12 protein-coding genes and 1 tRNA gene are annotated in these 12,508 nt (G+C 64.5%); 5 read left to right on the top strand and 8 right to left on the bottom strand.

From position 1 onward, the window contains the following. Positions 1–48: 48 nt before the first annotated feature. From ACQR1F_RS08755 to ACQR1F_RS08745, 3 genes are all read left to right on the top strand, one after another. Positions 49–639 carry an RNA polymerase sigma factor gene (locus ACQR1F_RS08755; RefSeq protein ID WP_434912844.1) on the top strand — a complete coding sequence of 197 codons (591 nt, stop codon included), beginning with the start codon at positions 49–51 and terminating at the stop codon, positions 637–639. Positions 640–1,306: 667 nt separating this feature from the next. Beyond that, entirely contained in the window at positions 1,307–2,020 is a 714-nt protein-coding gene (locus tag ACQR1F_RS08750) for a hypothetical protein (protein ID WP_434912843.1), read from the top strand. Positions 2,021–2,448: 428 nt separating this feature from the next. Beyond that, entirely contained in the window at positions 2,449–2,673 is a 225-nt protein-coding gene (locus ACQR1F_RS08745) for a helix-turn-helix domain-containing protein (RefSeq protein WP_012044950.1), read from the top strand. Between the two features lie 33 nt (positions 2,674–2,706). On the opposite strand, the gene ACQR1F_RS08740 is transcribed toward ACQR1F_RS08745, so the two are convergent. From ACQR1F_RS08740 to ACQR1F_RS08730, 3 genes are all read right to left on the bottom strand, one after another. Then, a complete protein-coding gene (locus tag ACQR1F_RS08740; RefSeq protein ID WP_434912842.1) occupies positions 2,707–3,933 on the bottom strand; it encodes a tyrosine-type recombinase/integrase in 1,227 nt (408 codons plus the stop codon). A gap of 228 nt (positions 3,934–4,161) precedes the next feature. After that, positions 4,162–4,238 (bottom strand) — tRNA-Arg (locus ACQR1F_RS08735). Positions 4,239–4,354: 116 nt separating this feature from the next. Then, on the bottom strand, positions 4,355–4,615 hold the full coding sequence (locus ACQR1F_RS08730; protein WP_316182112.1) for a hypothetical protein: 261 nt from the start codon (positions 4,613–4,615) through the stop codon (positions 4,355–4,357). Between the two features lie 223 nt (positions 4,616–4,838). On the opposite strand from ACQR1F_RS08730, the gene ACQR1F_RS08725 reads away from it, so the two are divergent. Then, on the top strand, positions 4,839–5,282 hold the full coding sequence (locus tag ACQR1F_RS08725) for a hypothetical protein (protein WP_315804890.1): 444 nt from the start codon (positions 4,839–4,841) through the stop codon (positions 5,280–5,282). A gap of 249 nt (positions 5,283–5,531) precedes the next feature. On the opposite strand, the gene ACQR1F_RS08720 is transcribed toward ACQR1F_RS08725, so the two are convergent. Together ACQR1F_RS08720 and ACQR1F_RS08715 are read right to left on the bottom strand one after the other, a co-directional pair. Next, positions 5,532–5,837, bottom strand: coding sequence for a histone (locus ACQR1F_RS08720; protein WP_434900230.1), 306 nt, complete (start codon positions 5,835–5,837; stop codon positions 5,532–5,534). Positions 5,838–5,909: 72 nt separating this feature from the next. After that, positions 5,910–7,355 (bottom strand): cryptochrome/photolyase family protein, encoded by a 1,446-nt coding sequence (locus ACQR1F_RS08715; protein ID WP_434912841.1) that lies wholly within the window; start codon positions 7,353–7,355, stop codon positions 5,910–5,912. A gap of 126 nt (positions 7,356–7,481) precedes the next feature. Between ACQR1F_RS08715 and ACQR1F_RS08710 the strand changes: the two genes are divergently transcribed. Continuing rightward, positions 7,482–9,185 carry a methyl-accepting chemotaxis protein gene (locus ACQR1F_RS08710; RefSeq protein WP_434912840.1) on the top strand — a complete coding sequence of 568 codons (1,704 nt, stop codon included), beginning with the start codon at positions 7,482–7,484 and terminating at the stop codon, positions 9,183–9,185. Positions 9,186–9,194: 9 nt separating this feature from the next. On the opposite strand, the gene ACQR1F_RS08705 is transcribed toward ACQR1F_RS08710, so the two are convergent. The 3 genes from ACQR1F_RS08705 to ACQR1F_RS08695 all read right to left on the bottom strand — a co-directional run bounded on the left by ACQR1F_RS08705 (position 9,195) and on the right by ACQR1F_RS08695 (position 12,472). Further along, entirely contained in the window at positions 9,195–10,499 is a 1,305-nt protein-coding gene (locus tag ACQR1F_RS08705) for a TRAP transporter large permease (protein WP_434912839.1), read from the bottom strand. Between the two features lie 373 nt (positions 10,500–10,872). Continuing rightward, positions 10,873–11,478 carry a TRAP transporter small permease subunit gene (locus tag ACQR1F_RS08700; RefSeq protein ID WP_434912838.1) on the bottom strand — a complete coding sequence of 202 codons (606 nt, stop codon included), beginning with the start codon at positions 11,476–11,478 and terminating at the stop codon, positions 10,873–10,875. Next, positions 11,471–12,472 carry a TRAP transporter substrate-binding protein gene (locus ACQR1F_RS08695; protein WP_434912837.1) on the bottom strand — a complete coding sequence of 334 codons (1,002 nt, stop codon included), beginning with the start codon at positions 12,470–12,472 and terminating at the stop codon, positions 11,471–11,473. Before ACQR1F_RS08695 ends, ACQR1F_RS08700 begins: the two co-directional genes overlap by 8 nt. Between the last annotated feature and the right edge of the window lie 36 nt (positions 12,473–12,508).

The following is a 12,508-nucleotide window of genomic DNA, read 5'->3' as shown; positions in this document are numbered from 1 at the left end:
TTCTCGAGGCTGTCCGCAACGTATCTGCTCGGCCGCATAATAGGGGTGATGGAACGATCGATTGGCACCCCTGGAGTTGGCTCAAACGCCGGTCGCACCGTCGCCGATGCAGCGGCGGCGATCGAGGCCTTGTCTGAGACCGATCTGGTGCGGCTGAAAGCTCTGGCGCAATTGTGGAGCCGCGGGCTGCCCGGAGGAATCGGCTGGACCGACGTTCTGCATGAGGCCATCCTCCGCGTTCTCGACGGATCGCGGGTCTGGCCGCTGGGTGTGCCGATCCTGGCTTTCTTGTCCGGGGTCATGCGCAGCCTCTGCGACGATTATTGGCGGCGCGTTCGGAGCGAGCAACGGCTACTGATCAGCCGCGATGATCCCGGCCAGCACGGCGTCCCGAGCGATCCCGTTGACGAACTGGCCGATCCCGAGCGCGTCGCCGTGGCGGTCGCAGGGCTCGCCGAGGTGTTCCGGCTGTTTGCAGGAGATCCAGTCGTGTTGCAGATCATCGACGGGCTGGCCAACGGCCTCACGGCCAGGGACATCTGCCGGGCGTATGGCATCTCGGAAATCGATTACGATACTGCGCGTCGGCGAATGCGGCGCGCGCTGCTCCGTCACCAACGGAATTGGAGCTCGCCATGACACGCTGGCACCCCCGTCTCGAACTCGCACGCCTGCTCCAGGCGCTCAGCGATGACGTCATTGCGGCGACTGATGAGGAGCTCCGGGAGATCCAGGGACGTGCCCTGGCCGGCACTGCACGGCAGGTCAGGCGTCTCGTTAAGGCGGCGCAGGCGGCCGAGGGCGGCGAGCCCCGCATTGTGAGCTCTAGCGATACAGAACGCGGCCTTGAGTCAGTCCTATCACATCACAATCGGCACTGATCGAGTGGGAGAAGGCCTGGAAGAGTAGGGGAGCCGGCCTCTTTGAGGGACGGTCGGCTGAAGAGGGGCGGCCGGTTTTGGGGGACTGCATGCGGTGCACGGCGAGCCTCGCACTGGCGACGCTCATTCTGGTTGGCGCCCTTACGTCTCCCAGACCCCCGCGACCTGTCGATCGCATAGCGGCGTAGCACAGCGAAGACTCGGCGATATGCGAGCCCGGAGTTGCTGTGGCACAATCGACCTATGTCGTCGTGCAGCCATTGCCAGCGCGAGTTGCGCGCTCCGACGAATGCGAGGTCCTGCAAGCGCCTGAACGGCACGTATCCTCGTGAGAGCCTCGCACGTCATCGCGTAGGGCAATTGGGCCGTCGGCCGGCTGAAGTTCGCAACGATCTGGACGGACGCGCCTGGGCGGTGTGCCGCCAGTGACGATCGTACGCCGCGAGCACAGGGCGCAGTTTACCATCGTCCCGAACGCGGTCTTCGCGGATTCCCGCCTTTCGGTCGAGGCCAAGGGCGTTCTCGGCTATCTCTTGTCGCGTCCCCACAAATGGCACGTCCGCCTCGATCATATCGGGCGAACCCTCCTCGTCGGCCGCAAGAAGCTCCAGCGCATCTTCCGAGAGTTGATCGCCGCCGGCTACGTCACCCGCGAAGCGCAACGAATTGTCGACGGACATCGGTTCGGTGAGATTGATTACGTCGTCCGTGACGTGCCGGCGCCTGTGGATAAGTCGGCGCGTCCGCGGGGTCGAAAGGGACCTGCGGCTCCGCGGGTCCAAAAGGGACCTGCGTATAAAGACTCACCGCAGGGCCCTGAGGGACCTGCCTATAAAGAACTATATAAAAACAGATCTGCATTGCCGGCGGGCCTCCCTCTTGAGGGGCGGCCGGAAACCATCGGCGTGATGCGCGATCAGATGGCCGGGCTCCAAGATGACGCTCGCCTTGATCCAGGGATTGTCGCGCTCTTCGACGACGTTGCTGAAGGTTGGGAATTGATCGCCGCGCTCCCGGACCCCGCGCGGGATGAGTTGCGTCAACGCTACAGTCGGGGTGAGCTCGACCGCTTTGCGATCATAGAGATCCGGATCCGATACCGACATTTGCTGGATGGCGGTCGGCCGAAAGGCAGGTAAGCGGATCGGGCTGTCGCGGGGCGCCCAGATTGTGCTGCGCGCAGTGACGTGACGAAGCTCCAAACCGTTGGGGGGAGGCGGCGGGGTGGTCCAGGGGCCGAACCGGAACTATGCCGTGTATCGTCCTGATCTATGCCTCCTCGTGAACATGCGCTGCAAGGCCCAGAGCGGGCTAAGGAGACTGAAGCGAATGGATCGGCTCCAACCAGGTTGACGCTGCGGCTGCCCTCTCAGCTGGTCTCGGCATCCGCGCTTCGCTGCCAGTTAATTCAGTCAGGATTCTCAACTATCCCAGTTGTACGAAATCGCGTCCGAAACTCCGCCTAGGGGATTTCGGATGTTGCCAGGCATTCGCTCAGCCTTCATCCGTCTGATCTGCGTGCCTTCGATGTCGCCGCGGCAATCAAATGAGGCGAGACCACCCCTGGATGCCAAAGCGCGAACCGATGCTTCGAAACGCTGCGGAAAAGCTCGCCCTCACCGTTCCTGAGGCTGCGCTACTGTCTTCGCTGGGACAAACGTCCCTTTACAAGGCCATCAAAGAAGGGCGGCTGCGAATCCGAAAGTATGGCACGCGTACGATCATCACGCGCGCGGATCTCGCCTCCTTCTTGGAAGGCCTGCCCGACGCGACCAAGCAGCCCGAGCTGTGACATCCTCGGCGGGGCAGGGGATAGTCTGAACTTTCAGGCGACCTTCATCGGGGTCACATTGCTCCTTGGTGGTTGCGTTGCGAAGTCTGCGAATGTCTGCATCACATGCAGTCGCTTCTTCAGGGCCTCGCCGCGCTTATAGGCCTTTTCGGCATCATCGCCTGTGATGTGGTGCAGGCAATGCTCGACGATTTCCTCCTCGAAGTGGGTCTGCTCCTGCGCCCAGGTTCGAAACGTCGTGCGGAAGCCGTGCACGGTCAGGGAGTCGTCTCCGGTGAGCTCCTTGAGATATTTGAGCATGGTCATGTTGCTCATCGGTCGCTTCAGACTGCGACCTGGAAACACGAATTCGTCACTCACGCGGCTGTCGTAAGCCTCGCGCAAATAGGTCAGCGTCTGCCGGGGTAACGGCGTGCGCTTCAACCGCTCGTTCTTGGTGCCGAGAAAGCCAAGATCCCAGATTCCGTTATCGAGATCGAGTTGCGCCCAGCGCATGTTCTGAACTTCGGCGGTTCGTCCCAAGGTCAGGATGATGACCTCGAGCGCCCGCGCGCTTTGCGTCGAGATGGCGCTGAGCTTGTGCATGAACGCCGGGAGATCTTGGTAGTCCATCGCCTTGTGGCCGCCCCGTATCGTGCCACGCCGCCGTTGCCTCGGCATGATCGGTTGCAATCGGCTGGCCCAGTCAGCCGGGTTGTCTTTCGGTCGCAGGTTGTGGGCGATCGCTGCGTCGAGAATCTTCTTGATGATCTGGCGAGCGCAGCGGGAGGTCTCAGGCTGCTGCCAGATCGGCATGAGCACATTGACGACATGGGCAGTTTCGATCTCGTGGACCCAGTGCTTGTGGAGCGGACGGCAGATGACCTGCACGATGCGCTTCAACTTTGCTTTTGCGGCCTTGTGCCTCATGCCGGTCTCGTAGGTGCGCCGCCATTCCTCGGCGAATTCGCCGAACTGGCGCGATCCCTGGGTGCGGCGTTTCTCGACGTCACGGTGCTCTCTCGGATCGGTCCCCTTTGCCAGCAGCCGCAGCGCGTCAATCGCCTTGTCCCTGGCCTCGGAGAGCTTCAGGCCTGTTTCCTTGGCCGAACCGAAGCCCATCTTCTTGACGATGCCGTTGCGCTGGTATCGGAACGTCCAGCGGCGGCCGCCACTTGGGGTGACGATCAGGTAGAGATTGTTGCCGCACGGGTATTCACCGGGCCCGACGGAGAAATAGTTCTTGGCAGTGATCTCGGGCTTTTGAGTTAGAAGCTGCATGGGAGATTCGAACTCCTGTCCTTCGCTGAAAAAATGCAGCGTTTCAGGTGAGGGGGATTCTAACTCAGATCGAGGGATGGCCAAATGGACGGCCTGGCGGAGTTCGCCGACGATCGCCGATCGTACGCTGCAGTCACCGAAAGCGCGAAAAAACACGATCCAACAAGGTGTTAGCGTGCGCTTCGGTGTTGGTCGGCGATGGCGGGTGAAGGGGGGCGAAGACGGGCCTGGCGCGCTCGGAGAGATTCGAACTCCCGACCCTCGGAATCGAAATCCGATGCTCTATCCAGCTGAGCTACGAGCGCGCGATGCGGGCCAAATCTCCCGCGTGACCGGGATACCAGACTTGGATGGGCAAGGCCAGCCTCTGTCGGATATCAACGGTCGTTTGCCGAAGCTGGCCGGGCGTCCTTGGATGGCGTCAGAAGCAGGGATGCCGGCGTCGGTCCTGGCCGATATAGGCGGCCGAGCTCTGGTAGCAGTGGTTGGTGGAAGGACCGTCATAGAACGCAAAGGTGCCGGGCAGCGGGCCGGGGCCATAATTGTGCAGGAAGCTGACGGTGTAGGGCAGCCCGTAGTGGTGGCGGTGATGCCGATGATGGCTGCGCGCCTCGGACGTGGTGGGCACCAGGGCGGCAATCGACACGATCAAGGCGGCGGCGAGGGATGCGAGCTTGCTCATGACTTTTCTCTTCTCCGGAAAACGACGTCAAGGCCGGCCGTCCGGCTGATAGCCTAACGCGGAAGTGGCGGAAAGGGTGCGCAAAAGGCGACAATCCGTCAAATTTTTGGCCTTTTCCGCGTGCTTAAGAAGACCATGACAAGGTCCGGCAAGTGCCGTCGCGCATTGGGCCCGAGGCGTTGTCGCGACAGCGCCAGAAAAGACCGGGTTTGCCGTCCTGTCCATGAATCGCCTGATCCCAAGCGTCTTGCTCCTGCTGGTCGCCGCTAGCCCGGCGCGTGCGGATTTGCACATTACGCGCGATCACGGTGGCTACATCGAAGAGTACAAGGCCAAGTACAAGCGCGTCAGGGAAACGCGTCAGCGCGTCATCATCGACGGCATCTGCAATTCCGCCTGCACGCTCGTCTTCGGCTTTGTGCCGCTCAACAGGATCTGCGTCACGCCCAGGGCCAGCCTCGGCTTCCACCAGGCCTATTACGACAAGGCGTTCACGTTCGGCATCAAGGTCACCAGCGTGGAGGGGACGTCCGAGCTGATGTCCTATTACCCCGATTCGGTGAAGGACTGGATCCGGCGCAACGGCGGGCTCACCACCGAGATGAAGCGGATCAAGAACGGCATCGAACTCTGGAAGATCGTCGACCCCTGTCCTGACGTCTGGTGAGGGCGCCGCCCGCACGAAAGCTCTGTCCAAGCAGACCTCTGCCGGCAATCCGACCGCAAGCCGGTCCGGCATCCGCGCGGCATCACCGTTTGCCGTGTCGCGCCGCGGATGCGAGGTCCCGGCCCCCAACCGCACGGCGACAAACGAAACAATCCAGCGCCAGATCGTCCCCACTACCGGGCACTGGATTGTTTCGCCAAGACCATCAGCGACGGTGACGAGTCGCCTTCGGTCCCGAGCCAGGCAGAATCAGCGCTTGGCCTTCTTCGTCTTCTTGGCCGCTTTCTTTGTGGCCTTCTTGGCCGTCTTCTTCGCAGCTTTCTTGGCCGCCTTCTTCACGGTCTTCTTCGCAGTCTTCTTGGCGGACTTCTTGGTCGCGACCTTCTTGGCCTTGGCGGCGGCCCGCTTGGGTGCAGCCGTCTTGGAGGTCTTCTTCGCGGTCTTCTTGGCCGCTCGCCGGGCCTTGGGTGCCGTCGCGGTCACCGGATCCTTCGGCGCCTCGGCGGGCATGCTGGTTTCGGTCACGGTCGGATCAGAGAGTGGAGTGTCGTCCATATCGGGTCCCCCGATTTGTTGGAAACCCTGCGACGATAGCTGGATTCTCCGTGCTGTCAAAGCGCGCCCCAACTAATCACTTGCGCGCAAGCTCGCGTAGGCTGCCAGCGCGCGCTCCCGCCCGGGCTTGTGATCCACGATCGGCGCCGGGTAGGTGCGGCCGAGTGCAACCCCGGCCTCGGCAAGCTCGAGCGGCTTCGCCGCCCAGGGCTGGTGGATCAGCGCGGCCGGCAGGCGTGCCAGCTCCGGGACCCAGCGGCGGACATAGGTCCCGCGAGAATCGAATTTTTCGCCCTGCAGCACGGGATTGAAGACGCGGAAGTAGGGCGCGGCATCGGCGCCCGATCCCGCAACCCATTGCCAACTTGCCGGATTGCTGCCCGGGTCGGCGTCGACCAGCGTGTCCCAGAACCACTCTTCGCCGCGCCGCCAGTCGATCAGCAGGTGCTTCACGAGCAGCGAGGCTGCGACCATCCGGACGCGGTTGTGCATGCTCCCGGTATGCCAGAGCTCGCGCATCCCGGCGTCGACGATTGGATAGCCGGTTCGCCCGCGCTGCCAGGCTTGCAGCGCCGCATCATCCCCGGCCCAGGGAAAGGCATCGAAGGACGGCTGCAGGTTGCGGGTTGCGAGGTCGGGATTGTGGTAGAGCAGGTGCCGGCTGAACTCGCGCCAGCCGAGCTCGCTCAGGAACTTGTCGATGCCGGCGGCGGAAGCCGGGCGCTCGGCAGCGGCAAATCGCGCCGCATGCCAGACCTGGCGCGGGCTGATCTCACCGAAGCGCAGATGCGGCGACAGCCGGGAGGTCGCCTCGATGTCGGGCCGGTCGCGATTGGCGGCATAGGTCTGCACGGCCGTTTCGAGAAAGCTGGCGAGGCGCGCCTGCGCCGCGCGCTCGCCGGCTTGCCATGTCGCACGCAGTCCACCGGCCCAGTCCGGCTTGCTCGGCTCGAGCGCGAGCTCGTCGATCGTCAGGCTCGTGACGCCCGGGGCGTGCGACAGCCGGGCCGGCCGCGGCAGCGGCTTCGGCGGATCGCCCAGAGCGAGCACGCGCTTCCAGAACGGCGTGAACACGCGCGGGCCGCGTCCATCCTTGCCGCGCAACTCGGCGGGGTCGACCAGAAGGTCATCGGGAAACACGCGTGAGGCGACGCCGATCTCGGCGAGTGCTGCTTCGACATCGGCAGCCACGGCGCGCGGTGCGGCCTGCGCGACATCGTTCCAGTGCACCGCGCTCGCGCCGGTCTGGCGTGCCAGCTCGCCGAGCGCGGTGGCCGCGGGTCCGCGCCGGATCACGAGGTCGGCGCCGAGCGCATGTAGTTCGGCCTGGAGTGCACGCAACGATTGCGCGAGCCACCAGCGCGACGCGCCGCCGAGCGGACGCAACCCGGGGCTTTCCTGATCGTGGACGTAACTACAAACGATCCGAGCGCCCGACTTCGCGGCTTCATACAACGCGGGGTGGTCGGACAGCCGCAGGCTCTCGCGAAACCATACGATGATGGGGGAGGAGGACATGATCAGGGTATCTTATTGCCGTTTTTATCGTGAGTTCCGGTATTCTACGTTCCGGAAAATAACTGCTTTGAAACCAACTACGGGCACTTTGAGATTCAGTTGCAGTTCCCCTGGAAGGTTTATGACGTGTCCGTCAAATTGAAACTCGGCACCAAGGCGCTGATCGGCGCCGTTGTCGTGATCGCCCTGAATACCGCCCTGGTCGTCGGCGCAGCGTACTGGTCGCTGTCCTCCGATTTCACCGATCGCGCCAAGCGCGACATCGAAGGCAATCTGCGCACCTTTGCGCTGACGTTCACCGAGACGTTCAAGGATGCGAAAGTCAGCGTGCAGAACGGCGTCGTTACGCGCATCGAGATTCCGGCGATTCCCGAGATCAAGGATCATGCGATCGTGGATCGCGCGGTGTCCTATGTCGGCGGCAGCGCCACGCTGTTCGTGGTCGATGACAGCGGACAGTTCGTCCGCCGTTCGACCAACGTGAAGAAGGAGAATGGCGACCGCGCTGTGGGCACCCAGCTTGCCGCGGATCATCCGGCGCAGGCGCTGCTGCGCCGCGGCGAGGCTTACAAGGGCCCCGCGACGCTGTTCGGCAAGTCGTTCATGACCGCTTATTTTCCCGTCACCAATCCGGCGGACAAGGTGATCGGCATTCTCTATGTCGGCGTGCCCATGGCCGAGCTCGACGCCATGCTGTCGCAGGCGATGCGGACCATGGTCGTCGCCGCGGCGATCGCTGCGCTGCTGGTGCTCGGCCTGACGATGCTGGCGGTGCGACGTGTCACCAAGCCTCTCGCCGCCGTGACCGACGCGCTCACCGCAATCGCTGAGGGGCGCGAGGACGTTGCGATCAAGTCCGATGACCGCAGCGACGAGATCGGCGAGATCGCGCGCAGCCTGGTCGTGTTCCGCAGTGCCGCGAGCGAGCGGCGCCGGATGCGCGAGGAGCAGGCGGCCGCGGCCACTGCGGCTGTCGAGCAGCGCAAGGCCGAGCTGCAGCGTTTCGTCGATTCCTTCCAGGCCAGCATCGGCGGCATCATCGAGAACGTCTTGACGTCGTCGGGCGAGTTCGAGCGCGAGGCGCGCCAGCTCACCCAGACCGCGCGGACCACCGCCGACCTGTCCGGCCATTCGGCCGGCGCTTCGGAAAGCGCTTCCGAGCACGTCCGCACCGCGGCCGTTGCCTCGGACGAGCTGTCCGGCTCGATCGCCGAGATCATCCGTCGCGTGCAGGAGTCCAACGCCATCGCCGCCGAGGCGGTCAACCAGGCGACCGCGACCGACCAGCGCATCAAGGAGCTGTCCGACGCCGGCAACCGCATCGGCGACGTCGTCAAGCTGATCACCTCGATCGCCGAGCAGACCAACCTGCTGGCGCTCAACGCCACCATCGAGGCCGCCCGTGCCGGCGATGCCGGCCGCGGCTTCGCGGTGGTCGCCCAGGAGGTCAAGACTTTGGCCGGCCAGACCGCCAAGGCGACGGAGGAGATCTCCAGCCAGATCGCCAACATGCAGACCGTGACCCAGGAATCGGTCGACGCCATCAAGGCGATCGGCTCGACCATCGAGCGCATCAACGGGATCGCCGCCTCGATCTCGGCCGCCGTCGAACAGCAGCGCGCCGCCACGCAGAACATCACCCAGAGCGTCCGCTCGGCTGCGACCGGCACCGCCGAGGTCGTCGAGAACATCCGCAGCGCGGCGCGCGGAGCGGGCGAGACCGGCGAAAGCTCCAACCGGATGTTCGCCTCGGCCCAGGCGCTGTCCAGTGAAAGCCTGCGGCTGAAGGCCGAGGTGCAGAAGTTCCTCGACGGCATGCGCGCGGCCTGACACGGCTGCTCACCCGTAGAGCAATCGTGGCAGGATGGTCACGATGCCCGGAAACAGCGTGAGCAGAAGCACGAAGGCGACCATGATGGCGAGATAGGGGGCGGTCACGCGGGCGATATAGCCGAGACCGTCCTCCGTCAGGCCCTGGATCACGAACAGGTTGAAGCCAACCGGCGGCGTGATCTGGGCCATCTCCACGGCGAGCACCAGGAAGACCCCGAACCACACCTCGTCGAAGCCGGCGCCCTTCACGATCGGCAGCACGATCGGCAAGGTCATCACGATCATCGAGAAGCCGTCGAGGAAGCAGCCGAGGATCAGGTAGAACACGATCAGCACGGCGATCAGCATGAACGGCGACAGGCCGAGTCCCTTGACGAAGGCGGCCACCGCCTGGGGGATGCCGAGGAACGCTGCGGCATTGCCGAGGATCGAGGCGCCGAGCACGATCAGCGCAATCATCGAGCAGGTGATGACCGAGCCGATCATCACGTCGCGCACCACCTGCTGCGACATCGCCCCCTGGAAATAGGCCACCAGCGCCGCGCCGAGCACGCCGACGGCGGCGGCCTCCGACGGCGTCGCCAACCCGCCATACATCGAGCCGAGGACGCAGGCGATCAGGAACAGGGCAGGGGCGAGATCGTTCAGCGCCGCGAACCGCTCCGCCCAGGGCACCTGTGACAGTTGCGCCTCCGCCTCTGGCACCATCGAAGGCTTCAGCGTCGTGTGCAGCATCACCCAGCCCATGAAGGTGCCGGCCAGCAGCAGGCCCGGCAATACGCCGGCGGTGAACAGCTTCAGGATCGAGACGTCGCCGAGCACACCATAGATGATCATGATGTTCGACGGCGGGATCAGAAAGCCGAGCGTCCCGGCGCCCGCGAGCGAGCCGATCGCGATGTCGCGCGAATAGCCGCGGCGCAGCAGCTCGTTGAGCGACATCCGGCCGATCACCTGCGTGGTCGCCGCCGAGGAGCCGGAGATCGCAGCGAAGATGGTGCAGCCGATGACGTTGACGTGCAGCAGGCGGCCCGGCAGCAGCCCGGCCCATGGCGCCAGCCCCTGGAACAGCGAGCGCGACAGCCGGGTGCGGAACAGCAGCTCGCCCATCAGGATGAACAGCGGCAGCGCCAGCAGCTCCTGGGTGGTCAGGATGTTCCAGGCATATTGCGGAAGCAGCTTGTCGAGCGGGATCGACCGGAACATCGCCAGCAGCAGGGTCGCGGTGAAGGCGAGCGTCAGCCCGATCCACAGGCCACCGGCGAGCAGCGCGAACAGGATGACGAACAGGCTGATGACTTCGATGGTCATGGGGAGGGGGAGTCCGCGGTGAGGGAGGCGGGCGGGAAATGGGTTGTGGACGGCAAGTTGGGTGGTTGCCATCGCTGCTGCCCGAGCCTCTGATGTGCACATCTCGCGTGGCGAGCGCGGTGCAACCTCGCCCCGCTTGCGGGGAGAGGTCGGATTGCATCGCTAGATGCAATCCGGGTGAGGGGGTACAGGTCTCTCCGCACGCACTTCCCGTGCGTCTGCCCCTCACCCCAACCCTCTCCCCGTAAGGACGGGGAGAGGGGGCGCACCGCGTGCGGGGCGAGAGTTCGCCTATCAGTTGATGGACAAGAACTGCGTAGTTCGGCGGCCGCTGCTCGCGGCGAACCGATCGTCGCGACGTGGGCGCGCTCTCTCATTCGACCGGCGACGCTTTCATGCGGTGATCCTCCAGCGGCAGTCCCAGCGCGGCCTGGATGGCGCGCGCGAGGAATTGCAGGGTCAGCAACAGCATGCCGAAGGTGACGACGGCTTGCGGAAACCACAGCGGCGTGTCGCTCGACGTCGAGACCTGGCCGCGAATGAAGGAGCCGTAGGCGAATTTGGTCATCGCGGAGGTCAGGAATGCCATGAAGGCGAAGCCGGCGGCCGCCGCCAGTACCTCCAGCGCGCGCTGCAGCGGTGGTGGCACGTTCTTCAGCAGCAGCACCACGCGGATGTGGCCGCCGACGCGGAGCGTCATGGCGGCGCCGAAAGTGAACGACGCCGCCATCAGATAGGATGAGTATTCCCACGCGATCGAGATGGTCGGCGGGAAGAACGGCAGCACATTCGACAGCGCCCGCGTCGTGACCTCGGCGAGCATCAGGCTCGTCAGGGCCAGCAGGCAGCCGCCGCCGATCCAGCCGTCGAGCCGGCCAAGCCGGTCGATGACGTCGAGCAGAATGCGCAGCGGCGCGGGCGCCGCTGCGTTGAGGCTCGCCGTTGGGCCCGGCGGCGGCTCCGCGAGGGCCTCAGCCACGCTTCATCTCGGCGAGATAGGCCTTCACCGGCGCTTCCGCTGCCGGCACGCGCTTGAGGAACGCCTCCATCTGCGGCGCCGTCTTGGCGCGGATCTCGGTCATCATCGCGTCCGAGACCGGCACCACCTCCATGCCGCCTTCCTTGAGGCGGTTGAGGCTGTCGACGTCGGCCTTGACCGAGTTGGCCCAGAAGGTCGGCTCCATCTTGCCGGCGATGTCGGTGATGATTGTCTGCTGCTCCGGCGTCAGCGCCTTCCAGGAATCAAGGTTCACGTTCAGCATCTGCGATGACCACACATGGTTGGTCGGATAGATGTATTTGAGGAACTCCCAGAACTTGCCGTCGACGCCCGACACCGACGACGTCGAGACGCCCGCCACGGCGCCGGAGGCCAGTGCCGGGATCGTCTCGCCCCAGGGGATCATGACCGCGGCCATGCCGATGGCGTTGAGCATGTCGACCGCGTTCTTGTCGGGCACGCGGATCTTGATGTTCTTCAGGCCGGCGACGTCTGATGTCTTGACCTTCAGGTGCAGATACTGCGTCGGCCACGGCACGATGTAGAGGATCTTCTGGTTATTGCGCGCGGCGATCTTCTCATATTCAGGCCGCACGTATTTGTGCAGCACCTTGAGCTCGTCCATCGAGCCGGCGAGGAACGGGATGCTCTCAACGCCCATGAAGGGCTCGTCGCCGACCTGCTGGATGTTGAGCACGTCCGCGAGCGGGACGAGACCGTCGCGCACCGCGCGCAGATGCTCCGGGCCCTTGAAGCCGAGCTGACCGCCTGCCTTCACGGTGATGTTGACGGCGCCGTTGGTCTGCTTCTTCACCTCCTCGGCAAACGCCATCGCGTTCTGGGTGTGGAAGTTGCCCTCCGGCCAGACCGTCGACATGTCCCAGTTGGTCGTCGCCGCGCGTGCCCTTGTCGAGACCTGGCTCGCCGTGAGCAGCGCCGCTGCACCTGCCGTGAACGTCCGTCGCGTGATCATCAGTGTCTCCGCTTCGTTGCTGAGCTAAGGGAAATG

The organism is Bradyrhizobium sp. HKCCYLS3013 (assembly GCF_051167615.1).
Classification (GTDB): domain Bacteria; phylum Pseudomonadota; class Alphaproteobacteria; order Rhizobiales; family Xanthobacteraceae; genus Bradyrhizobium.
The sequence above is the reverse complement of the archived record's forward strand: the minus strand, read 5'-3'. Positions and strand labels throughout refer to the sequence as shown.